The following is a 21,086-nucleotide window of genomic DNA, read 5'->3' as shown; positions in this document are numbered from 1 at the left end:
TGCCGCGGCGATGTGCTGCCCGACGACCCATGAGCGCTTCGCGCCCCCGGGCCTTACGGCAAGAACCCCGGTGTGCCATAGATTGAAAGCAGGGAGGAGAGTGTGTTGGCTTGAGGGATGAGCGCACTTACCGCACCCGAGACCGTTCCCATCGACGGAAAGATCTTCGCGGGTGTTACCAACTCCGGCACCGGCGAGGTTGGTGCAGCAACCCGGTTTCACTACCACCAGGACGATGACATTGTGTGGGCTGAATACTCCGGCGGCGCAATACTCCGCGGCTATCTGGTGGGAACGCGCACGGCAGACACGCTGAATTTCCGCTACTCACATGTCAGTACCGACAGGCTGACGGCCAACGGCGTGTGCGAGTCGCGTATTGAAGTGCTCGACGACGGGCGGGTGCGCTTCCACGAATCGTGGGCCTGGGAGTCACGGCCGGAAACGGGGACCAGCGTCGTGGAGGAGATTCGCTGAGCCGGCGGTAGCTGAGCGGTAGCGGACCGCGAAGGTCAGGGCCTGCGGAGGAATTCCCGTACTGTCTCGACATACTCCGCCGTCCGCGTTGCCATTACCCCGTGGCCCGCGCCCGCGAAAAGCCGGACCTCAGCCGCTGGATAGAGCGCGCGGAGAGCCGCCCGCGCCCGGGGTGAGAATGCTTCGTCCCGCTCGGATTCGATCAGCAGCACCGGTGCCGGCGATGTGGCGGCGGCGGGCACCCCCTGCACCGCTTCGGCCGGCAGATGCGCGAAGTCGTTCATTTCGCGCAATGCGGACAGCAGATCCGCCTTGCCCAGCCGGCTGAGAATGTCCCCCAGCAGTGCGTCCCAGAACTTCGAGTCGCCGTTCGCGCCCGTTACAAACCAGCGGCGCCAATTCCAGCCGGTCAAGAAACGCACAGCGTCTTCCGGAAGGACGGCGAGGCAGCGGATAAGGAGCGGCAGCCCCGGGAGCGGGGCCGCGGCCGGGCCCCCGGTGTTCGCCAGCACGAGTCGGCGCACGCGTTCGGGATGCCGGCGGGCAAAGACCTGCGCCACGAACCCGCCGAACGACGAGCCCAGCACATCCGCCTCTTTGACCCCCTCGGCGTCGAGGATCGCGGCCAGTCCGTCCGCAAGCCCGGCGATTCCGGCGCCGGCGGGATAAGCCGGCGCAAGGACACGGAAGTCCCGTTCCAGCGCTTCGATCAGCAGCAGATACATGTCCGGCACCCGGGTCCCGCCGGAGGGGAGGAGCAACACCTGCTCGCCCGAACCGCCGGCGAGGTAGCGCCAGCGCACGCCGCCGACGTCGACCGTGCGGTATCGGTCGCCGGCACGGAAAGCGGCTAGTTTGGCGTCCAGGGCCGAAGCGGAAAGCCGTTCTTCCCCGCCGCGGCGGGGCGCGCGGCGGGGCGGCTGCGCGGGAGCGCGTTCGCTCCTCCCCGGGGGCGGCGGACGGCCTTCGAGGAAGCGGCCGACGACGGCATCGTACTCTGTCGGGTGGGTGACCGCCGCCCAGTGGCCGCCTCGCCCGAAAACGTGGGCCCTGGCGCCGGGATAGGTGGCCAGCAAAGCTTCGCGTTCGCGCGGTGTGAACCCGCGGTCGTCAGACGCAGCAATCAGCAGCACGTCCGCCGGTCGCTCGAAGGCCGATGCTGCGGAATAAAGGTCCGGATGCGCCGCCAGGTCAAGGAGCACTGCCAGCCGTGCCAGGGCCGATTCCTTGGTGTGTGCTGCGAAGAGGTCTTCCGTGTAGGCGCTGAGGAAAGCACGCTCGTCCTCTTCGGCCCCTTCGAGAAGCCGAGCAATCCTGGGACGGTAAAAAGCGGCGAGGGCGGCCTTGGGCAACACTGAGAACAGACGGACAAAGGCGCTCACCAGACGTGTGTGACCGCGGGTGTAGAGGCCGAACCCGGAAAGGACGAGCCTGTCCACCCGCTGCGGATAACGGCGGGCAAAGGCGTGGGCGACGCCGGCACCAAGGGAGTGACCGAAAACGTTCGCGGACGGGATACCCTCGGCGTCGAGAATGGCTGCGAGCCCGGTCAGGAGTTCTGCCATTGTCCGCACCGCGGGGTACGAGGGGGCGAGGACCCGGAAGCGGGGTTCGAAGGCGGTGATCGTGCGGAACGCGGACTCGCCGAACGAGAACCCGCCGCCCAGGACAAGGAGTGCCGGCCCGGCGCCCCTCGCGCCCGGGGGTGCCTGCCCCGGGACGTAGTTCCATTCGACGCCGCCGACAGTCAGGGAGCGGTACGGGTGCGTGGCCCGGAAGGCCCGTAGCTCGGCATAGCCGTCCATGCATCCTCCCGCCGGATGGCCTGATAGCAGGGAGACTACCCCGCTGCTTCCGCCCGTCGCAAGGGATGACGCGCAGCCGCCGAGGACCCCGGGCTCGTCCACTCGATAGCTATTTAGATGGGTTGTAGCGTTTTAGTTGCGAAGGTCCGTCTGTCCCCCATAGGCGGGCCTTCGTTGTCCGTGAAACTCGCTGGGCAGGCCCCGTTCAGAACGCCGAGGCGACCAGCGCAATCAGGGCGGGCACGGTAGCCGCGAGCGTTCCGGGAATGCTGTCCCCCTTCGTCGGGTAGTGCCCCAAGGCATCGGCCAGTACCATGGTGGCCCCGCCCAGGACCATGTAGGCGCAGCAGTAGGTGACCAGCGTCCGGCCAACCACCTCGCTCCCGGTATTCAGGGCCACTAGTCCCGCAATGACCCCCAGGGCAATGAGGAGGTTCCGGAAGCCCACGGGAATAGCCCACATCATGACCGCCGGGACGTTTTCGGCCGGGGTGCTCAGGAACTTCTGCACTGCGGGGCGGCGCAGGAAGAAGGCCTCGAGGGGAAACACCGCGATATAAATCAGGGCCTCGAGCAGGGCGAACAGCTGGGCAACTGCGTTCATGTTCGAAGCGTACGTCTAGGGTGGAGGTCTTCCCATCCCCGGCCGAGGGGGTTCAGCCAGGGTCCGGAAGATCCCCCAATGAGGGGATTGCAGTCCGCCTTCTGCGGCGGATACTGGAAGCATGTGGGCAGATCGCGCAGAGCGGGCCCGGCAGGAGATCGCCGCTATGGCGGCCACCGGCATGGGCGTGGCTGAGCTGCACGCCGCAGCGCTCGCCGTCGTGCATGAAACCGTACCTTTTCAGCAGGCCTGTTGGGCCGGCGTCGACCCCGCAACCCTGATCATGACCTCGATCACCAACTGGCCGCCCTGGCCGACGCCCGACGAATACGGCGTGCGCTTCGCCGAGACTGAATACGCCGGCACGGAGCCGAACCCCTTCGCGCAGCTGACCCGTCGGCCGATGCCGGCCGCCCGGCTGTCCGATGTACCGCACCGCGACGTGGTCAGGAGCGTGCGGCTCAACGACCTGCTCCGCCCGCAGGGGCTGGAGCACGAACTGCGTGCGGTATTCCGGACCGATGACGTGTGCTGGGCCGTGGGCGGGCTGTTCCGTGAGTCGGGTCCGGACTTCACTGACCGGGAAGTGGATTTCCTGAGTTCCATCGCAGCGGCCTTGGCCGCCGCCACCCGGGTCGCGGTGCGCGTGGAACGGCCCGCGTTGCGCGGGCCGGACGGTCCCGTGATCGTCCTGGTGGGACCGCGCGGCGAGGTGCGTGCCGCCACGCCGGCCGCCGCCACCTGGCTGGCGGCGCTGGAGGACCAGGTTCCCGGCCGTTTCGGCATGACCCTGTATTCCGTGGTGGGCGCCGCAAAGGCCGCTGCCTCCGGGACGGCCCGCATGAGGATGCGCGACGCCGGGGACCACTGGGTGGTGCTGCAGGCCAGCCGGCTCATCACCGGAGACGACCCTGGCCAGATGGTGGTCACGGTGGAACCGGCCACCACGCACGAAATGGTCACCTTCCTGCTCGCCGCCTACGGCGCCACGCCCCGGGAACGGGACGTCTGCCTTGAGGTGGTCGCCGGCTCGGCGACGACGGAAATCGCCGAGCACCTGTACATCTCGCCACACACGGTGCACGACCACCTGAAGTCCCTCTTTGAAAAGGTGGGAGTGGGGAGCCGCGGCGAACTGGTGGCCAGGCTGCTCACCTGAGGCTCAACCAGTGCTGTCCGGTGGCCTTTACGTCAGGGATTCAACCGACGTACCCCGGCCTTGCAGGAGCATCCTCCGGCCGTTGCCGCCGTCGGCCCAGACCCAGAGGACCGAGCCGTCGCGGGTGGAGTCATCCACCACGCCGGTGCCGGTCACGTGCCCGTCGGCGAAGCGGACGTGTTCGCCGGTCCGGAACCGCGGATGCTTGGTTCGCTTCCGGGACGTCCGGACAGACGGGAGGCTTCCCGTCCCGTGTTCTCCCCCGGCATCCGGGATGTCCTGGTCATTGCTCATCGTTACTCTCCTGGGATCGAAACCGGGAGTCCCCCGGTGGCCTGCGCCGACCCAATAAAAGATGGGCCGGCATCAACTGATGCCAGCCCATTACGACCCTGCCTGCTGCTCTCAGGTCACGTGACGCGCACGTAGTGGTTGCCAGCGTAGCCGTGCCCTTGGTATCCGGAACAACTCCGGCCGAGGAACCGAATTGTGACCGGGCACCGGAGGGCGCGGGCCCGAACAGCTACTGCCCGTCGTACCAGTCGAGTACCCGCAGCGCCCTGAGGGTGTTCCAGCGGCTCGGGCGTCCGTCACCGTCCTCCATGGCGAAGTGGATCCGGCCGGGGTGGGTGTTTTCCAGCAGCCATGTACCATCGGGTTGCCGTTTTGAGCGGAGCACCTCCACAGCTTCGGAGACGCGTTCGTCCGGGCGGTTGCCGGCGGCGCGGAAGTAGTCGAGGCCGCGCAGGACGTCGTAGAACCAGCGGGTCGGGTAGGAGAACTCCAGCCAGTCACGGTCGATCAGTTCGCCGGTGCTCTTGCGCCGAAGGAGTCCGCGCTCCAGCAGGTATTCCTCGCCGCGCTGCCTGGCCGCAACCGAGACCGGCGACCCGCCGGTAGCGCGCTCGTACTCCAGCAGGCCTTCCAGAACGTTGATCGTCGTCCCAAACGACGAACGCACCGAGCCTCTTTCCGCCTCACAGTTCCATCCGCCGTCGGCGAGCTGCTCACGCAGCAGACGCCCCACCACGACGTCGACGTTTTCGCCGAAGTACGCGCCGAGTGCGACGGCCATACCGTTGATACACGGCTCCACTTCTCCATCGAAGAACGGCTGGCCGCCTTCCTCCCAACGGCTGTTTTCGCGGACGAGGTCCACGGCACGGCGGGCCTGGCCGCTACGCGGGTCCAGCCCGAAATCCCGCAGCAGCAACAGGCTGTACGTGGTCGCCGTCCAGGGCTGGCCTTTCTCGGACTCATCGAACTGCGCCGGGAAGTACGTGCCGCCGTCCCACTGGCCGTTTTCATCCTGCAGCTCCAGCAGGCGCGCACCCCAGCCTTGGGTGGCCACGCGGGTTCGTTCGGCCTCCACGTCCTCGGGCGGTGCGCCCGTGAGGTCACGCAGGACCTGCCAGCGGATCGCGGGGTCGGAGTCAAGCAGCCAGTCGAGCGCCTCCATCCCCACAAGCTAACACCTGGCGGGCTATCGCTCCAGCTTCGCCTGCTCCGACGTCCAGCCCTGCCGGTGGAAGCGCTCGAACCCGTCCAGGAGGAGGTCAAGCGCGAACTCGAACTCGAACTGGTCGTCGCAGCCCTGCGAAACCACCGACCCGTCGTCGTGATTCGCGGCCAGGGCCACCTGCAAGATGTTCGGATACCGCTGCGCCATCTCGTGGAGCATGGCCGCCTGCGTTTCAGGGGCCAGATCGGCCGGCACCGCGTTGGCTGAATCGTCGAACAACTCCTGGGTAAACCCCCACATGCGGCTGCCGAGTGCATGCATCACGTGATGGGTGAGGTCGACGGAAAAACCGCCGGCCAGGAACATGCCGATGAACGAATCCATGTAGCCAAGGACCGCCGGCGTCCTGGTGGTGCGGGATTCAAGCACCTGGCGGGCCCATGGATGCCGCAGCAAGGACTTTCTCGCCGACAGGACCCTCAGCCGCACCGCGTTCTTCCAGCCGGCGTCGCTGGCGGGAGGATCGATTTCGGCAACAAGCACGTCCACCATGCCGTCAAGGAGTTCCTCCTTGTTGGCGACGTGCTTGTACAGCGCCATCGGCACCACGCCAAGCTCCTGCGCCAGCCTTCTCATGCTGAGTGACTCGATACCCGCTGCATCGGCCAGTACGACGGCGGCAGTCAGGACGCGGTCCCGGTTCAGCGGGATCCGGCGCGTGGCTTCCGCCTGCTGAGTCATGTGGGCACCTTAGCTAGCCGATTCTTGTCAACGAGTGTACTACGTACACCCGTGACTGCTGGAGGGCGCCCCGCTGCTAGTGGGCGTGATCCCCGCGGCTGTACTCGAAAACCCAGCCAATCAACGCAACCAGCGCAAATCCTGCACCGATGTAGACGATCCAAAATCCAATAGCCAGGCCCAGGAACCCGGTTGCCGCGGAGATGCCCACGGCAATCGGCCACCAGCTCCAGGGGCTGAACTGACCCTGCTCGCCTGCGCCTTCGTGGATCTCCGCGTCATGGCGGTCCTCTGGACGCATCCCTACCCGCCGGCCGGTGTAGCCGAGGTAGCCCCCGATCAGTCCGGCCAGGCCTCCGACCAGCCACAAGGCCAGGAAGCCCACTGGCTCGGTCCAGCCTGTGACAAAGCCATAAACCACGCCCACGGGTACGAAGAACATGGCCAGGCCTCCGAAAATCCATGATTCGATCTTCATGGCTCCTCCTTCTATGGCGCATCCAAGTCGGGGCTGCCCACACGCGGTTCCCCTAGCACCAACTGTGGCCTTCAGTACGGTCGGGCGTAAGGGACGAAGGACCCCCTCTCCGTCAATGCAACGGCAGGACAACCCCGCGCGGCTAGAGTCGGACGATGACTGCGGACGCCTCCACGCTGACTGATTCTGTTCAAATACGGCTGCTTCAGGACTCTGATGCCGAGCGGCTGAGTGCCGCCTACCAGCTGAACCGGGACCACCTCGCTCCTTGGGAGCCTGCCCGGAGTGACGAGTTCGTCACGCCCGCCGGCCAGCACGCCGTCATCGAATCGAAACTCGCCATGCATGCCGCGGGGCAGGAACTTCCGTGTATTCTCCTGGCGGGCAGCCGCATTGTCGGGGCGATCACTCTGACTGGCATCGTCCGCGGTCCGTTCCTCAGCGCCAACGTGGGTTACTGGGTGGACAAGGAATTCAACGGCCGCGGCATCGGCAGCGCCGCCGTCACCCGCGTCATGGCTGCCGCGAAGGACGATCTGGGGCTGCACCGGGTTCAGGCGGCCACGCTCAAACACAACGCCGCGTCCCGGAAGATACTGTGCCGCGCCGGCTTTGAAGAGATCGGCCTGGCGCCTTCGTACCTCAGGATAGCCGGCGCCTGGCAGGACCATATCCTGTTCCAACGCATCCTTGAGTGATTCACTGGGAGATACGACGGCGGTCCCGCTCGGGTGCCCGCCCTACCAGGGAGGGACCCACATGCGGAAGATCATTTTGATGGCGTCAGTGTCGGTGGACGGGTACTTCGAAGGGCTGGACCGTGACATCAGCTGGCACCTGGTGGACGAGGAACTGCACCAACACTTCAACGATGAGTGCAAGGGGCTGGGAGGGTTCCTGGACGGAAGGCTCACCTACGAGTTGATGGCCGACTACTGGCCCACGGCGGACCAGGATCCAAACAGCCCGGCGGTCGAGGTCGAGTTCGCGAGGATCTGGCGCGACATGCCAAAGTTCGTCTTCTCCCGGACCCTCACCGACGCCGACTGGAACACCACGGTGATGCACGACGTCGTGCCTGAAGAAATCGCGGAACTGAAGGCGCAGCCCGGCGGCGACCTTGCAGTCAGCGGCGCCAATCTGGCCGCAACGTTCATGCGGCTCGGCCTGATCGACGAATACCGGATCTACGTGCACCCCGTGGTCCTGGGCCAAGGCAACGGCCGGCCGCTGTTCGAGTCACCGGACGTCCGGCTGAACCTGAAGCTGTTAGGCACGCACACGTTCGGCAACGGAGTAGCTCTCCTCCACTATGAGCGTGGCCAGGACTAGCGCGGCTGCGGAATAACGCCAGCCCTCAGACGAACGCGGACTTCCCCGTCACGGCACGCGCCACGATCAGCGAGTTGATCTCGTAGCTGCCCTCGTAGGTGTAGAGAATTTCCGCGTCGCCAAAGAGCTTGCCCATCTCGTAGTCGCTGCTGATGCCGTTTCCGCCCATCAGCGACCTGCCCATCGCCACGGAAGCCCGCGCCAGCCGGGTGGTAGTGGACTTGGCCATGGCCGCCTGCACCATTTCCAGCTTGCCGTCCTGCTGGATCCGGGCCAGCTGCGCCATCAGCGCCAGGGAGGCACTGGCGTTGCCCAGGATTTCGGCCAGTTGCTGCTGTATCAGCTGGAAGCGCGCCAGTTCCTTGCCGAACTGCTTTCTTTCCAGGGCATACGCCCGGGCGACGTCGAACGCGGCCAGCTGGATCCCGGCACCTTGCCAGCCCACCCAGGCCCGCGAATCCCGCAACAGGTCGTTGGCCTTCGAAAAATCCGTGGCGCCCGGCAGGAGGTTGGATTCCGGGATCCGGACTTCGTCCAGAACGATGTCCGCGTTCTGCATGATCCGCAGGCCGATCTTGTTGGAAATCTTCGTGGCGGAGTAGCCGGGACGGTCCGTCTCCACAATGAAGCCCTTGATCTGCCGGTCCGCCTCGTCCCGTGCCCACACCAGCGCAAAGTCAGCAATAGTCCCGGCGCCGATCCAGCGTTTGGCGCCGTTGATCACCCATTCACCGCGCTCCAGCCGGGCTGACGTTTCGAGGCCGCCGGCAATGTCCGAACCGTGATCCGGCTCCGTCAGCGCGAAGGCCCCCAGCTGCGTAAAGGCTTTCAGCCCGGGAAGCCAGCGCTGCTTCTGCGCTTCCGAACCGAGCTCGTCGATCATTCCTACGATCAGCTCGTTGTGGATCCCTACCAGGGCGGACAAGGACACATCGGCACGGGCAACTTCCACATACATCAGGCCCTTGAAGAGTGCCGACGTTCCGTCTGTCTGCAGCCCGCCGAGCCCGAACTTTCCCATCTCTGCCAGCAGGCCAAACGGAAATTCCTCGCGGTTCCAGTATTCGATCGAGGCCGCGCGGATGCGGGACTGGAGGAATTCCCGCACTTCCAGGTACCGCGAGCGCTCCCCCGCCGGCAGCAAATCCACGATGTACATCAGGTCCGCCTCCGGGAACGGCGGCTGCTCCGGAACTGTGGTGGTTTCTCCGTCGTCACGTCGTTGTGGCTGCACCGGCACGCGTCCCTTCGCTCTTCCAAACCCTTGGATGTCCTAGTATATTGCACAGTGACATGGATCACTAGGCGAAAGGGCCCCCATGACAGTCACCGACGACTTCCGGGCCGCGAGGGACAGGCTTCTGGCCCTCCACGAGGACTACGACCAGGCGCGGGATGAGTTCCAGTGGCCACGCTTTGAAGAATTCAACTTCGCCCTCGACTGGTTCGACCAGATCGCGGCCGACCCCGCCAAGGGCGCCATGCCCGCCCTGGTGATCGTGGAGCAGGACGGCAGCGCTACCCGGCGGAGCTTCGCGGAGCTGGCCTTGCGCTCCAACCAGGTTGCCAACTGGCTAAGGAGCCAGGGCGTTCGCCGCGGCGACCGGATGATCATCATGCTGGGCAACCAGGTGGAACTGTGGGAACTCATGCTGGCCGGCATCAAGCTGGGCATCGTGCTGATTCCCACCACCACCCTGATGGGGCCGGCGGACCTGGCGGACCGGGTGGAACGCGGCGAGGCGGGCTGGGCCGCCGTCGGAAGTTCCAACATCGGCAAGTTTTCCGGCGTCCCGGGCAACTACAAACTGATCGAAATCACCGACGGCGGCAACGCCGCCGAAGCTGCCGCCGAAACGACGGCAGGTGTTGCCCGGTACGCGGACGCTGACGGTGCCCCGACAGACTTCACGCCGGACGCACCTACCAAAGCGGACGAAACCCTGCTCCTCTACTTCACGTCCGGGACCACGTCCAAAGCCAAGCTCGTGGAGCACACGCACACGTCCTACCCCGTGGGCCACCTGTCCACCATGTTCTGGATCGGCATGGGACCCGGCGATGTGCATCTCAACGTCGCTTCGCCCGGCTGGGCCAAGCACGCGTGGTCCAACGTCTTCACGCCCTGGATCGCCGAGGCCTGCGTGTTCATCTACAACTACAGCCGGTTCGATGCCAAGGCCCTCATGGAGCAGATGGACCGCGAGAAGGTCACCAGCTTTTGCGCCCCGCCCACGGTGTGGCGGATGCTGATCCAGGCCGACCTCACCCTGTTGAAGAACCCGCCCACCAAGGTGGTGTCCGCCGGCGAGCCGCTCAACGCCGAGGTGATCGACCAGGTGCACCGCGCCTGGGGCCAGACCATCCGGGACGGCTTCGGCCAGACCGAATCCACCGTGCAGATCGCCAACACGCCCGGCCAGCCGATCAAGATCGGCGCCATGGGCAAACCCCTGCCCGGTTATGACGTGGTCCTTGTGGACCCGGCAACGGGAGAAGAGGCCGACGACGGCGAGCTGTGCCTGCGACTGGACCCGCGCCCTGTGGGCCTGATGAAGGCCTACTACGGCGACCCGGAGAAGACTGCGGACGCCTTCCGCGACGGCTACTACCACACGGGCGACATGGCCAGCCGGGACGAGCGCGGCATCATCACCTACGTGGGCCGCGGCGACGACGTCTTCAAGTCCTCCGACTACCGGTTGTCCCCGTTCGAGCTGGAAAGCGTCCTGATCGAGCACCCGGCGGTGGCCGAGGCCGCCGTCGTTCCCTCCCCCGATGCGCTGAAACTGTCGGTACCGAAAGCGTTTGTGGTCCTTGCCGCCGGGCACCAGCCCGGCCCCGAACTTGCCGAGGACATCCTGCGCTACTGCCGCGACCATCTGGCTCCGTTCAAGCGCATCCGGAGGCTGGAATTCGCGGAACTGCCCAAGACCATCTCGGGCAAGATCCGGCGCGTGGAGCTCCGGCACAGCGAGGAGCTGCGGCACGGCGGCGGGCCGCTCCCGGAGGGCCTGGGCGTCGAGTACTCGGAGTCGGATTTCCCGGGTTTGAAAAGCTAGGCTGGAGCAACCCACTTGTCAGGAGGTGCCATGGGAAACCCGCTCCCGCGCGATCCCATCGCCGATGCCCAGCGCAACTGGGAACGGCACGGCTGGGGCGACGTTGCCGCGCCCATGGCTGCCATCACTGCCATCATGCGCACCCAGCAGATCCTGCTGGCCCGGATCGAGGGAGTGCTTAAGCCCTTCGGCCTGACGTTCGCCCGCTACGAACTCCTGGCACTGCTGAGTTTCGCCCGCAGCGGCGCGCTGCCCATGAACAAGGCCAGCGCGCTCTTGCAGGTCCACCCCACCTCGGTGACAAACGCCGTCGACCGCCTCCAGGACGCAGGCCTGGTGGTCCGCTCCCCGCACCCGACCGACGGCCGCACCACCCTGATCGAGCTCACCACCGAGGGACGCACCCTGGCCAAAAGTGCGACGGCGGCGCTCAACTCCGAGGTGTTCGGCCAGTCCGGTTTCGCCGGCCAGGACGTGGAGCAGCTGATCAGGATCCTGGGAAATTTCCGCCGGAACGCCGGCGACTTCGCCGATTGAGGAGAACGCATTGATTCCGGAAATCAACATCTGGGCCGTAGTACTGGCCACCCTGTCCAGCATGGTGGTGGGCTCGGTCTGGTACACCCCCAAGGTCTTCGGCAACTACTGGATGAAGCTCGCGAAAGTCACCCCGAGCGGGGACGCCAAGGACGCCGTCAAGCCCATCCTGATCACGCTGGTGGTCAGCTTCGTCAGCGCCCTGGTCCTTGCCGGATCGGCCGCCATTTCCCAGCACTTCTACGGCGGCAACTTCCTGGCCAACACCCTGATCACGGCCGTCATCCTGTGGGCCGGCTTCACCGCATCACGCTTCATCACCCACGATGCATTCGACGGCCGGCCCGCCGCCCTGACCGTCCTGAACTGCGCGCACGAACTGGTCACGCTGGTGGTTATGGGCCTCATCATCGGACTCTTCGGCATCAGCGCAGCCTAGCCAGGCCGCCCGGCCCGCGTTGTGAAGCCCAAGGAACTGGAGGACGCCGCGACGGCGTATCGTGGCAGTGTCACGGCGTAGCGCGGGCCGTCCCTGAGGGCACGCTGCCGGGACGTGAGTGCCGGCCAGCAAGGAGACCACGGATGAAGTTTGACGAGTCGTTCTGGGATGAACGCTACCGCCAGCACGGCTCTGTCTGGAGCCCCAATCCGAACCCGCACCTGCTGGCCGAGGCGGCCGGACTGCGCCCCGGCTCCGTGCTGGACGTAGGCAGCGGCGAGGGAGCCGATTCACTGTGGCTGGCACGCCAGGGTTGGCGCGTCACGGCGGTGGACATATCATCCGTGGCCCTGGCCAGGGCAGCCGAGAGGGCAGCCCAGGATGCTGAAGCGGCCGCGCGGATCACCTGGGTCCATCACGACCTGACCAGTTCCCCGCCGCCCTCCGGCACCTTCGACCTTGTTTCCGCGCAGTTCATGCACCTGCCCCTGGCCGAGCGGACCGAGTTGTACCACCGGCTGGCAGCCTCGGTGGCACCCGGCGGGACGCTCTTGGTTGTGGGCCACCACCCCTCCGACCTGGAAGTGGGAATCCGCCGCCCCAGCGAGCCCGGCCTGCTGTTCACCCCGGAGGAAATCGCGGCCGGGCTGGATCCGGACGAGTGGGAGATCGACGTCTGCGAAGCCCGGCGGCGGTCGGTGACGGACGCGGCCGGCAACTCGGTCGCCGTCACCGATTCAGTGCTCCGCGCCCACCGGCGGGCACCCCGGCCCTAGGGCGGCCCGGCTCGCCGGCCTACGCATCTCAACAACCAATACTTGACGGCGTCCTATGACGCAGGTTACAGTTTTTCTCGTCAGTTATACGAATAACTGATTCGTATAACCAAGGCCCAAGGAGGTGCCCGTGACTAAGTCCCGACCATCATCAGGTCCCACCATGCACGACGTAGCGGCAGCCGCCGGCGTTTCCCAGGCAACAGTTTCCTTGGTACTGAACTCCGCTTCCGGTTCCCGCTTCTCGGACGAAACCCGGAAGCGCGTGATGGATGCCGTGCAGCAGCTTGGCTACCGCACCAACGCCCACGCCAAGACTCTCCGGGACGGCATTTCGGGCATCATCGGCTTCCTGGGCGACGCCGTTGCCACCGCCCCTTTCGCAGGAAAGATCATCGAGGGGGCACAAGAGCGCGCCTGGGAGGACGGCCTCCTCCTGCTCACCATGAACACGGGTGGCGACAAAGCCCTGGAGGCAGCCTCGCTGGACTCCATGCTGTCTTACAAGGTGGCTGGCGTTGTCTACGCTGGCATGTACCACCGGCGACTCGACGTACCCGAGGCCCTCTCGACAGTCCCTTCGGTTGTGCTGAACTCGCAGGATCGCAAGCTGAGACTTCCCAGCGTTGCGCCGAATGAGGAACTGGGCGGCTACACCGCCACCCGACGCCTTCTCGACGCGGGGCATGAGCGGGTGGCGATGATCAACATCGAAACGCTCGAGAGCGAACTTCCCGCCGCCGTCGGACGCTATAACGGCTATACGAAGGCCATGACCGAAGCCGGACTGTCCGTCCGCCCGGAACTGGTGCGCTTCGGCAGCGGCAATGAGCTGGACGGATTTACCCACACCATGGACCTGATGACGGACGATAACCCGCCGTCGGCCATCTTCTGCGCGAATGACCGCACCGCGTGGGGCGCCTACCAGGCCGCCACCGAGCTGCATCTGTCGATTCCCCGCGATGTATCCATCATCGGCTTCGACAACCAGGAAACCCTGGCCCCGCATCTGCGGCCGGGTCTCACCACCCTTGAGTTGCCCTTCGTGGAAATGGGGCGCCGCGCGGTCGACCTCATCCTGCAGGGCGCCGAGCCGGACGGACGGGTCGAGTTCATGACCTGCCCCCTGATTGAACGGAACTCAGTGACACATCCAAAGGAGAAGCCATGAGCCGCACCTTGGCCCGATCCACGCCGGCACCGCCGCTGGCTCCAACACCCCGGCCCACAAGCAGGAAGCCTCTTCCGCTGCGCCTGAAAAGGGTCGGCAGGGCCTGGCAGTTATACGTATTACTAGTTCCGGCGCTGATTTACATCGCCGTCTTCAAGTACTGGCCCATGTACGGGGTGCAGATCGCATTCCGCAACTACAACCCCGTGGACGGTTTTACCGGGAGCCCGTGGGTCGGGCTGCAGCACTTCATACGGTTCATCAACTCCTACCAGTTCAGCCAGGTCGTGGGAAACACGCTCTGGATCGCCGTCCTGGGCCTGCTTGTAGCCTTCCCGATCCCGATCATCCTGGCCCTCCTGGTCAACCAGCTTCAGAGCGAGCGGTTCAAGAAGTTCACCCAGACGGTGCTGTACTCGCCGGCGTTCATCTCCACGGTGGTGGTGGTGGGCATCATGTTCGTCCTGCTTTCCCCGCGTTCCGGGCTGGTGAACAATGCGATCCAGTTGGCGGGAGGCGAACCCGTTTTCTTCATGGGCTCCGCCGAGTGGTTCCGGCCCATCTACGTGATCTCCGATGTCTGGCAAAACGCCGGCTTCGCCATGATTGTCTACCTGGCGGCCCTGTCCGGCATCGACCCTGCATTGCACGACGCCGCCAAGGTGGACGGCGCCTCCAAACTGCAGCGTATCCGGCACATCGATCTTCCGGGCATCATGCCCGTGATCACTGTCCTGTTCATCCTGGCCATCGGCAACCTGCTCAACGTCGGCTTCGAAAAGGCGCTGCTCATGCAGACAAACCTGAACCTGCCGACGTCGGAAATCATCCAGACGTACGTCTACCACGCAGGCCTGCAGCAGGCCCAGTTCAGCTATTCGGCCGCCATCGGCCTGTTCAATTCCATCCTCAACCTCGTGCTGCTGCTGACCTTCAACTGGGTAGCGCGCCGGGCCAACCAAGCAACCCTGTGGTGATGCCGCTATGACCCTGAACACCAAACCCGTGGCCGTTCCGGCCCCTGCAACCAGGCCCCAACCCGCTAAGCGCATGCAAACGTTCCGCGACAGGTGGGCAGACTCCGCCTTCAACATCGCCGCCGTCACCATCCTGTCGCTGTCCATCATCGCGGTGGTCTACCCGCTCTACTTCATCGTCATCGCATCCATCAGCGATCCGAACGCCGTCTACGAAGGCAAAGTCTGGCTGTTCCCGTCCGGTGTGACACTGGAGGGATACCAGCGGATCTTCGCGGACAGCCGGATCTGGAACGGCCTGGCCAACACCGTGATCTACACCCTGCTAGGCTCGGCGATCAGCGTGACCACCATCCTGTTCGGCGCCTACGCCCTGTCCCGCAAGGACATGCCGGGGCGGAAGATCCTGATGCTCCTGTTCGTGGTGACCATGTTTTTCGACGGCGGCCTCATCACCAAGTACCTGGTGGTCCGGGACCTCGGCATGCTGGACACGGTCTGGGCGGTTGTCCTGCCCGGCGCCGTGGGCGTGTGGAACCTGATCATCGCCCGGTCCTTCTTCGAAAACACCATCCCGGGAGAGCTCCGGGAAGCCGCCCAGATGGACGGCGCCAACGACTTCACGTTCTTCTTCAAGATGGTCCTCCCCCTGTCCAAACCGCTGATCATGCTCATGATCATGGTCCACGTGGTGGCGCACTGGAACTCGTTCTTCGACGCCCTCATCTTCCTGAACGATGACACGAAATACCCGCTGCAGCTGGTGCTCCGGAACATCCTGATCCAGTCGGACGTCTCCTCCGCCGGCACCACCGGTGGAGACATCGAGTCCTACGCCGCGGCGCAGAGAATCGGCGAACTGACCAAGTACGCCATGATCGTCGTCTCCAGCCTGCCCCTGATGATCGCGCTTCCGTTCATGCAGAAGCACTTCACCAAGGGCACCATGATCGGCGCCGTGAAGAGCTGATCCCCGAAGACGAAAAGCATTACCCGACGCCGGAACCCCCTTTCGCCGTCGCCACACCCCCCACCCAGAAAAGGAACGACCCATGGCTACCAGCCGCAAACTCGCCGTCCTTGGCGCCCTGATGGCAGGAACGATGCTGTTCACCGCCTGCTCGGGCAGCTCCAACGGTTCCGCCGCCATCAAAGACTCGTCCGCGGAGTTCGGCTTCCAGGAGACCGGCTTCCCGATCGTCAAGGACACGCTGACGCTCAAGTTCTCCGGAACCAAGTCGGCGCTCGCCCCCGATTACAACACCATGTCCCTGGTGCAGCAGTGGGAAAAGGACACCAACATCCACATCGACTGGGAGAACCTCCCGGAGACGGTGTTCAAGGAAAAGAAAAACCTCATCCTGGCCAGCGGCGACCTGCCCGACGCCTTCTTCAACAGCGGGCTCACCGACGCGGAAATCGCCACCTACTCGGCCAGCGGAACACTGATCCCCCTCGAAGACCTCATTCAGAAAAATGCCCCCAACCTGTCCAAGCTGCTCGCCGACCGGCCGGACATCAAAGCGGCCATCACCTCCTCCGACGGGCACATCTACTCCCTGCCCTCCATCGAAGAACTGGGACTCGTGCAGTTCCCCAACGAGATGGCCATCAACACCGCGTGGCTGAACAAGCTGGGCATCCCGATGCCCAAGACCGTGGACGAACTGCATGATGCCCTGCTCGCCTTCAAGACCAAGGACGCGTCAGGCACCGGTAAAACCATCCCGCTGAGCTTCATGCCCGGCTCCTGGTGCGGTGACATCGTTGACCTCATCGCCGCCTTGGGCGGAGTCCCGGACAACATGGACCACAGGATCGTCCAGGACGGCAAGGTCATCTACACCGCCACCCAGGACGGCTACAAAAAGGCCCTCCAGACCCTGCATACCTGGTATCAGGAAGGCCTGATCGATCCAGAATCGTTCTCCCAGGATGACAAGGCCTACCTGGCCAAGGGCAAGGCCAGCACCGAAAACCTGGGCTCCTTCGTCTGGTGGGAAGTCAAGGAAATGGTCGGCGCCGACCGCGCCGGCGACTACAAACTGCTCCCCGTACTTGAGGGCGTGGACGGCAAGCGGCTCGCCAGCCAGTCCAACAACCAGGAAATCGCCCGCGGCGCCTTCGCTTTGACCCGAACCAACAAATACCCTGCCGCCACCATCCGCTGGGCAGACAACCTGTACGATCCCATCCAGTCCGCCCAGGCCAACTGGGGCCCCATCGGTGAAACCCTGCAGAAGGACCCCGCCACCGGGCTGCTGACCCAGATACCCGCGGCCGCGGGAACCAGTGAAGGCGAACGCCGCCAGAAGGTTGCCCCGGGCGGCCCGAAGGCCAACACCGCGGAGAACTTCGAGAAGGTCGTGGCACCCGAGCCGCGCGCGGCCGAGCGGCAGAAGACCGTCGAGGAAAACTACAAGCCTTTCGCAGCCAACGACGGCTACCCCCCGGTGGCACTGTCCAACGAGGAAGTGCAGCAGATCAGCACCATCGAGACGGACGTGGCCGCCATCGTCAAGCAGACCACGGCGAAATGGATCGTCTCCGGCGGCATCGAGGCGGAGTGGGACGGCTACGTCTCGCAGCTGAAGAACATCGGCCTGGACAAGATGGTGGACGTCTACCAGCAGGCCTATGACAGGTACCAGAAGAACTCCTGACCTTCCCGCATCCCAGCCGCCGGGCACGGACTTCCGTGCCCGGCGGCTCCATCAGCCTGCCCGGGCCCCACACTTCCCGCGGCAACCCCACGAAACGAGACCCTGACCCATGAACACCGCCACGCCCACCCTTGGGGCCTACCGGCCGGCGATGCACTACGCCTGCAAGGACACCTGGCTCAACGACCCCAACGGTTTGGTCTTCCACGACGGCATTTACCACCTGTACTACCAGAACAACCCGTTCGGGAACGTCCACAGCAACATGTCCTGGGGCCACGCCACATCCACGGACCTGGTGAACTGGGACGAACAGCCGGTGGCCATCCCGTGCGACGAAACAGAGGAAATCTTCTCCGGCAGCATCGTGGTGGACCAGGACAACACCGCCGGCTTCGGCCTGTCCGGAACAACCCCGCTGGTTGCCGTCTACACCAGCGCCTACAAGGCCGGTTCGGCACACGAGGGCATGCAGGCCCAGTCCATCGCGTGGAGCACCGACGGCGGATACACCTGGACCAAGTACTCTGGCAACCCGGTCCTCACCAGGAACTCGCCGGAATTCCGCGACCCCAAGGTCTTCCGCTACGACGGCCCCGCCGGAAGCTACTGGGTGATGGCCGCTGTCGAAGCCCACGACTACGCGGTGCTGCTCTACCGCTCCGACGACCTTAAGAACTGGGAATACCTCAGCACCTTCGGCCCGGCCAACGGCACCGGCGGCATCTGGGAGTGCCCGGACCTCTTTGAACTGCCCGTGGACGGAGATGCAGGAAACACCAGGTGGGTCCTGACCGTGAACATGAACCCCGGCGGACCCAACGGAGGATCAGCAGGGCAGTACTTCGTGGGCGACTTCGACGGCGTGACGTTCACCTCCGAGACCACCGTCACGGACGGCATGCAGGACCCGGAGCGCGTGGTTGACTACCAGTGGCTCGATTGGGGCCGGGACTACTACGCGGCTGTGTCCTTCAGCAATGTCCCAGGCGGACGGCGGCTCATGATCGGATGGATGAACAACTGGCAGTATGCCAACCACATCCCCACTTCACCCTGGCGCAGCCCCATGAGCCTAGTGCGCGAAGTTGCCCTCGCCTCGATCGACGGCGAACCCCGGCTCGTCCAGCAGCCCGTGCCTGCATGCACCGAGGGTTCTGTTTCCGGACCTACCCAGCGACTGTCCCTGAACGGCGGAGTAACAGTCGACGGCGGCAAGGCAGTACAGCTGATCGAGGCCACCTTTACGCCGGGGACAGCAAGCGAGTTCGGTTTGGTGGTCTGCGGCTCCGGGAGCGGTTCATCGGGGACCCGGATCAGCATCCGCCCCGGCAGCGGACAACTCATGCTGGACCGAACCAACTCCGGCGACACCGGCTTCCACGAGGCCTTCCCGTCCATCAGCACGGCACCACTGCAGGCAGACGCTGGGACCTACTCCCTGCGGATCTTCGTGGACCACTGCTCGGTCGAAGTCTTCGCCCAGGGCGGACTAGTGACACTTACTGAGCTGATATTCCCGGATCCGGTGCACACCGGCATTACGGTGTTCTCCACCGGGGGAACGGCGGAAGCTTCCCTGCAGCTTACGGACTTGGCATGACCGCGCATCCCGACGATTACCCCGCCGCATCAGCTCCTGACGTCCTGGTGGTCGGCGAGTCCCTGGTGGACATCGTCTCCACAACAAACGGGACGACGGAACATCCCGGCGGATCGCCGGCAAACGTCGCCTATGGCCTCGGGTGCTTGGGCGTGGACACCTCGCTCTTGACGTCCATTGGCGGGGACCGGCGCGGTTCCGTGGTTGAAAATCACCTCGCCCGCGCCGGTGTCCGGGTCCTGCCCGGCTCCCGGCATCCCGGGCGCACCGCCACAGCCACTGCCACTCTCACCGCCGAAGGGTCGGCCCGGTACGACTTCGACATCAGCTGGGAACTTCCCACAGCCGCGCCGATCGTCATCCCCCGAATCATTCATACGGGCTCCATTGCAACCTTCCTGGCTCCGGGGGCAACGGCGGTTAGGGCACTCCTGGAACAGCCACGGCCGGAATGCATGATCACGTACGACCCCAACATCCGGCCGGAACTCCTGGGCACCCAGGCTGAGGCTCGCTCGATGTTCGAAGATCTTGTTCCATTGACGAACGTGGTCAAACTCAGCAATGAGGACGCCATGTGGCTCTACCCCGGGCGCAGTTTCGATGAAGTGGCCTCCCGGATTCTCAAGCTGGGAGCGGAAATGGTCGCCATGACCCTCGGCCCTGGCGGGTCCCTGCTGGCGACCCGAACCGCCAAGCTGTTTATCCCGGCCATCAAGTGCGCGGTGGAAGACACCATCGGCGCTGGCGACTCGTACATGGCAGCACTCATCTACGGGCTGCTCACCAGCGGGACAGACGGCCTGGCACCCTCACAGCTCACAACAATTGGCCATACAGCGGCGATGGCTGCGGCCATCACCGTGGGCCGCGCGGGTGCGAGTCCGCCGACAGCCGAGGAACTGGACGCTGCGCTGACGGCACATGCCTCCAGTGCCGGCATAGCCGGTATGGCGCTTCCTTTCGGGGCTGGTGACGGGGCCCCTAACGGTGCTTGAACTCGGGCTGTCGCTTCTCCGTGAAGGCGGCCATGCCTTCCTTCTGGTCATCGGTGGCGAACAGCGAGTGGAAGAGGCGCCGTTCGAAAAGCACCCCCTGGGCAAGTCCCGTTTCAAACGCGGCGTTGACGGACTCCTTGGCCACCATGGCCGCCGACTTCGACTTGGACGCAATCACCTCGGCCACTTTCACGGCCTCGTCCACCACGTCAGCGGCCGGCACCACCCGGGACACCAGTCCGGCACGCTCGGCCTCCTCCGCGTCCATGAACCGCCCGGTGAGGATCAGGTCCATGGCCTTGGCCTTGCCGACGGCCCGGGTGAGCCGCTGCGATCCGCCCATGCCCGGCAGGACGCCCAGGTTGATCTCGGGCTGGCCGAACTTGGCGTTGTCCCCGGCGATGATGAAATCGCACATCATGGCCAGTTCGCAGCCGCCGCCCAGGGCAAAACCCGAGACAGCCGCCACCACCGGAATCCGGAGCCTGGTGAAATCCTCCCAGCCGCGGAACCAGTCCGCAGCGTACATGTCCATGTAACCCTGGGCAGCCATCTCCTTGATGTCCGCACCGGCGGCGAACGCCTTGCCGGAGCCGGTGACCACCACGGCGCCCACGCCGGGATCCGAGTCCATGGCCGTGACCGCAGCAACGAGTTCGTCCATGGTGGCCTTGTTCAGCGCGTTCAGTGCTTCCGGGCGGTTGAGCGTCACCAGCCCCACGCGTCCGCGCTGTTCCACCAGAATGTTCCCGTACTCTTCCGTCATGCCTGACTCCTCACGTGGTTCTGTTTCAAAACT

22 protein-coding genes are annotated in these 21,086 nt (G+C 65.1%); 14 read left to right on the top strand and 8 right to left on the bottom strand.

From position 1 onward, the window contains the following. Positions 1 to 117: 117 nt before the first annotated feature. Positions 118 to 477, top strand: a complete 360-nt coding sequence (locus tag JOE41_RS13415) for a hypothetical protein (RefSeq protein WP_011690314.1) — start codon at positions 118 to 120, stop codon at positions 475 to 477. Positions 478 to 512: 35 nt separating this feature from the next. Here the strand turns inward: JOE41_RS13415 and JOE41_RS13410 are convergent, their stop codons facing one another. After that, the gene (locus JOE41_RS13410) at positions 513 to 2,282 is read right to left on the bottom strand and encodes an alpha/beta fold hydrolase (protein ID WP_209752632.1); all 1,770 of its coding nucleotides are present in this window, start codon (positions 2,280 to 2,282) and stop codon (positions 513 to 515) included. 205 nt (positions 2,283 to 2,487) lie between these two features. Then, positions 2,488 to 2,886 (bottom strand): DUF1304 domain-containing protein, encoded by a 399-nt coding sequence (locus tag JOE41_RS13405; protein WP_209752631.1) that lies wholly within the window; start codon positions 2,884 to 2,886, stop codon positions 2,488 to 2,490. Between the two features lie 121 nt (positions 2,887 to 3,007). Between JOE41_RS13405 and JOE41_RS13400 the strand changes: the two genes are divergently transcribed. Next, positions 3,008 to 4,045 (top strand): helix-turn-helix transcriptional regulator, encoded by a 1,038-nt coding sequence (locus tag JOE41_RS13400; RefSeq protein WP_209752630.1) that lies wholly within the window; start codon positions 3,008 to 3,010, stop codon positions 4,043 to 4,045. Positions 4,046 to 4,072: 27 nt separating this feature from the next. Here the strand turns inward: JOE41_RS13400 and JOE41_RS13395 are convergent, their stop codons facing one another. The 4 genes from JOE41_RS13395 to JOE41_RS13380 form a co-directional block, all read right to left on the bottom strand. Beyond that, positions 4,073 to 4,339, bottom strand: coding sequence for a hypothetical protein (locus JOE41_RS13395; protein WP_209752629.1), 267 nt, complete (start codon positions 4,337 to 4,339; stop codon positions 4,073 to 4,075). 229 nt (positions 4,340 to 4,568) lie between these two features. Then, positions 4,569 to 5,504, bottom strand: a complete 936-nt coding sequence (locus tag JOE41_RS13390; protein WP_209752628.1) for a hypothetical protein — start codon at positions 5,502 to 5,504, stop codon at positions 4,569 to 4,571. A gap of 24 nt (positions 5,505 to 5,528) precedes the next feature. Then, on the bottom strand, positions 5,529 to 6,248 hold the full coding sequence (locus tag JOE41_RS13385; protein ID WP_209752627.1) for a TetR/AcrR family transcriptional regulator: 720 nt from the start codon (positions 6,246 to 6,248) through the stop codon (positions 5,529 to 5,531). 76 nt (positions 6,249 to 6,324) lie between these two features. After that, entirely contained in the window at positions 6,325 to 6,726 is a 402-nt protein-coding gene (locus tag JOE41_RS13380) for a cytochrome c oxidase subunit 4 (protein ID WP_011690307.1), read from the bottom strand. 155 nt (positions 6,727 to 6,881) lie between these two features. Here JOE41_RS13380 and JOE41_RS13375 point away from each other — a divergent pair, with 155 nt between their 5' ends. Both JOE41_RS13375 and JOE41_RS13370 read left to right on the top strand, forming a co-directional pair. Continuing rightward, entirely contained in the window at positions 6,882 to 7,424 is a 543-nt protein-coding gene (locus JOE41_RS13375) for a GNAT family N-acetyltransferase (RefSeq protein WP_209752626.1), read from the top strand. 61 nt (positions 7,425 to 7,485) lie between these two features. Further along, positions 7,486 to 8,058: a dihydrofolate reductase family protein gene (locus tag JOE41_RS13370; protein WP_011690306.1), complete on the top strand. Its 573-nt coding sequence runs from the start codon at positions 7,486 to 7,488 to the stop codon at positions 8,056 to 8,058. Between the two features lie 25 nt (positions 8,059 to 8,083). Here JOE41_RS13370 and JOE41_RS13365 read toward each other — a convergent pair whose 3' ends face one another. Next, positions 8,084 to 9,217, bottom strand: a complete 1,134-nt coding sequence (locus tag JOE41_RS13365) for an acyl-CoA dehydrogenase family protein (RefSeq protein ID WP_245201115.1) — start codon at positions 9,215 to 9,217, stop codon at positions 8,084 to 8,086. A 160-nt stretch (positions 9,218 to 9,377) separates the two neighbouring features. Between JOE41_RS13365 and JOE41_RS13360 the strand changes: the two genes are divergently transcribed. The 10 genes from JOE41_RS13360 to JOE41_RS13315 all read left to right on the top strand — a co-directional run bounded on the left by JOE41_RS13360 (position 9,378) and on the right by JOE41_RS13315 (position 20,287). Continuing rightward, positions 9,378 to 11,120 (top strand): AMP-binding protein, encoded by a 1,743-nt coding sequence (locus JOE41_RS13360; RefSeq protein ID WP_209752624.1) that lies wholly within the window; start codon positions 9,378 to 9,380, stop codon positions 11,118 to 11,120. 30 nt (positions 11,121 to 11,150) lie between these two features. After that, positions 11,151 to 11,657 (top strand): MarR family winged helix-turn-helix transcriptional regulator, encoded by a 507-nt coding sequence (locus JOE41_RS13355; protein ID WP_209752623.1) that lies wholly within the window; start codon positions 11,151 to 11,153, stop codon positions 11,655 to 11,657. 10 nt (positions 11,658 to 11,667) lie between these two features. Next, positions 11,668 to 12,096: a DUF1761 domain-containing protein gene (locus tag JOE41_RS13350; RefSeq protein ID WP_011690302.1), complete on the top strand. Its 429-nt coding sequence runs from the start codon at positions 11,668 to 11,670 to the stop codon at positions 12,094 to 12,096. 143 nt (positions 12,097 to 12,239) lie between these two features. Continuing rightward, on the top strand, positions 12,240 to 12,872 hold the full coding sequence (locus JOE41_RS13345; protein WP_209752622.1) for a bifunctional 2-polyprenyl-6-hydroxyphenol methylase/3-demethylubiquinol 3-O-methyltransferase UbiG: 633 nt from the start codon (positions 12,240 to 12,242) through the stop codon (positions 12,870 to 12,872). A gap of 130 nt (positions 12,873 to 13,002) precedes the next feature. After that, complete coding sequence (locus JOE41_RS13340; protein WP_307800702.1) at positions 13,003 to 14,046, top strand: LacI family DNA-binding transcriptional regulator; 1,044 nt, start codon at positions 13,003 to 13,005, stop codon at positions 14,044 to 14,046. Then, the gene (locus JOE41_RS13335) at positions 14,043 to 15,023 is read left to right on the top strand and encodes a sugar ABC transporter permease (protein WP_011690299.1); all 981 of its coding nucleotides are present in this window, start codon (positions 14,043 to 14,045) and stop codon (positions 15,021 to 15,023) included. The genes JOE41_RS13340 and JOE41_RS13335 overlap by 4 nt, the downstream gene beginning before the upstream one ends. 7 nt (positions 15,024 to 15,030) lie before the next feature. Then, positions 15,031 to 15,993, top strand: a complete 963-nt coding sequence (locus JOE41_RS13330) for a carbohydrate ABC transporter permease (RefSeq protein ID WP_011690298.1) — start codon at positions 15,031 to 15,033, stop codon at positions 15,991 to 15,993. Positions 15,994 to 16,075: 82 nt separating this feature from the next. Continuing rightward, on the top strand, positions 16,076 to 17,686 hold the full coding sequence (locus JOE41_RS13325; RefSeq protein ID WP_209752621.1) for an ABC transporter substrate-binding protein: 1,611 nt from the start codon (positions 16,076 to 16,078) through the stop codon (positions 17,684 to 17,686). 109 nt (positions 17,687 to 17,795) lie between these two features. Further along, positions 17,796 to 19,289, top strand: coding sequence for a glycoside hydrolase family 32 protein (locus tag JOE41_RS13320; protein WP_209752620.1), 1,494 nt, complete (start codon positions 17,796 to 17,798; stop codon positions 19,287 to 19,289). Next, positions 19,286 to 20,287 (top strand): PfkB family carbohydrate kinase, encoded by a 1,002-nt coding sequence (locus tag JOE41_RS13315; RefSeq protein WP_209752619.1) that lies wholly within the window; start codon positions 19,286 to 19,288, stop codon positions 20,285 to 20,287. Before JOE41_RS13320 ends, JOE41_RS13315 begins: the two co-directional genes overlap by 4 nt. On the opposite strand, the gene JOE41_RS13310 is transcribed toward JOE41_RS13315, so the two are convergent. Next, a complete protein-coding gene (locus JOE41_RS13310) occupies positions 20,274 to 21,053 on the bottom strand; it encodes an enoyl-CoA hydratase (protein WP_011690294.1) in 780 nt (259 codons plus the stop codon). The genes JOE41_RS13315 and JOE41_RS13310 overlap by 14 nt on opposite strands. Positions 21,054 to 21,086: the final 33 nt, after the last annotated feature.

The sequence above is a fragment of the Arthrobacter sp. PvP103 genome, from assembly GCF_017833075.1.
Classification (GTDB): domain Bacteria; phylum Actinomycetota; class Actinomycetes; order Actinomycetales; family Micrococcaceae; genus Arthrobacter.
This window is presented reverse-complemented; position numbering and strand designations above follow the sequence as displayed.

Bases quoted from the DNA above. Each gene is read 5' to 3' on its own strand.
- JOE41_RS13415 (WP_011690314.1), top strand. From the start codon at position 118: ATGAGCGCACTTACCGCACCCGAGACCGTTCCCATCGACGGAAAGATC.
- JOE41_RS13410 (WP_209752632.1), bottom strand. From the start codon at position 2,282: ATGGACGGCTATGCCGAGCTACGGGCCTTCCGGGCCACGCACCCGTAC.
- JOE41_RS13405 (WP_209752631.1), bottom strand. From the start codon at position 2,886: ATGAACGCAGTTGCCCAGCTGTTCGCCCTGCTCGAGGCCCTGATTTAT.
- JOE41_RS13400 (WP_209752630.1), top strand. From the start codon at position 3,008: ATGTGGGCAGATCGCGCAGAGCGGGCCCGGCAGGAGATCGCCGCTATG.
- JOE41_RS13395 (WP_209752629.1), bottom strand. From the start codon at position 4,339: ATGAGCAATGACCAGGACATCCCGGATGCCGGGGGAGAACACGGGACG.
- JOE41_RS13390 (WP_209752628.1), bottom strand. From the start codon at position 5,504: ATGGAGGCGCTCGACTGGCTGCTTGACTCCGACCCCGCGATCCGCTGG.
- JOE41_RS13385 (WP_209752627.1), bottom strand. From the start codon at position 6,248: ATGACTCAGCAGGCGGAAGCCACGCGCCGGATCCCGCTGAACCGGGAC.
- JOE41_RS13380 (WP_011690307.1), bottom strand. From the start codon at position 6,726: ATGAAGATCGAATCATGGATTTTCGGAGGCCTGGCCATGTTCTTCGTA.
- JOE41_RS13375 (WP_209752626.1), top strand. From the start codon at position 6,882: ATGACTGCGGACGCCTCCACGCTGACTGATTCTGTTCAAATACGGCTG.
- JOE41_RS13370 (WP_011690306.1), top strand. From the start codon at position 7,486: ATGCGGAAGATCATTTTGATGGCGTCAGTGTCGGTGGACGGGTACTTC.
- JOE41_RS13365 (WP_245201115.1), bottom strand. From the start codon at position 9,217: ATGTACATCGTGGATTTGCTGCCGGCGGGGGAGCGCTCGCGGTACCTG.
- JOE41_RS13360 (WP_209752624.1), top strand. From the start codon at position 9,378: ATGACAGTCACCGACGACTTCCGGGCCGCGAGGGACAGGCTTCTGGCC.
- JOE41_RS13355 (WP_209752623.1), top strand. From the start codon at position 11,151: ATGGGAAACCCGCTCCCGCGCGATCCCATCGCCGATGCCCAGCGCAAC.
- JOE41_RS13345 (WP_209752622.1), top strand. From the start codon at position 12,240: ATGAAGTTTGACGAGTCGTTCTGGGATGAACGCTACCGCCAGCACGGC.
- JOE41_RS13335 (WP_011690299.1), top strand. From the start codon at position 14,043: ATGAGCCGCACCTTGGCCCGATCCACGCCGGCACCGCCGCTGGCTCCA.
- JOE41_RS13330 (WP_011690298.1), top strand. From the start codon at position 15,031: ATGACCCTGAACACCAAACCCGTGGCCGTTCCGGCCCCTGCAACCAGG.
- JOE41_RS13325 (WP_209752621.1), top strand. From the start codon at position 16,076: ATGGCTACCAGCCGCAAACTCGCCGTCCTTGGCGCCCTGATGGCAGGA.
- JOE41_RS13320 (WP_209752620.1), top strand. From the start codon at position 17,796: ATGAACACCGCCACGCCCACCCTTGGGGCCTACCGGCCGGCGATGCAC.
- JOE41_RS13315 (WP_209752619.1), top strand. From the start codon at position 19,286: ATGACCGCGCATCCCGACGATTACCCCGCCGCATCAGCTCCTGACGTC.
- JOE41_RS13310 (WP_011690294.1), bottom strand. From the start codon at position 21,053: ATGACGGAAGAGTACGGGAACATTCTGGTGGAACAGCGCGGACGCGTG.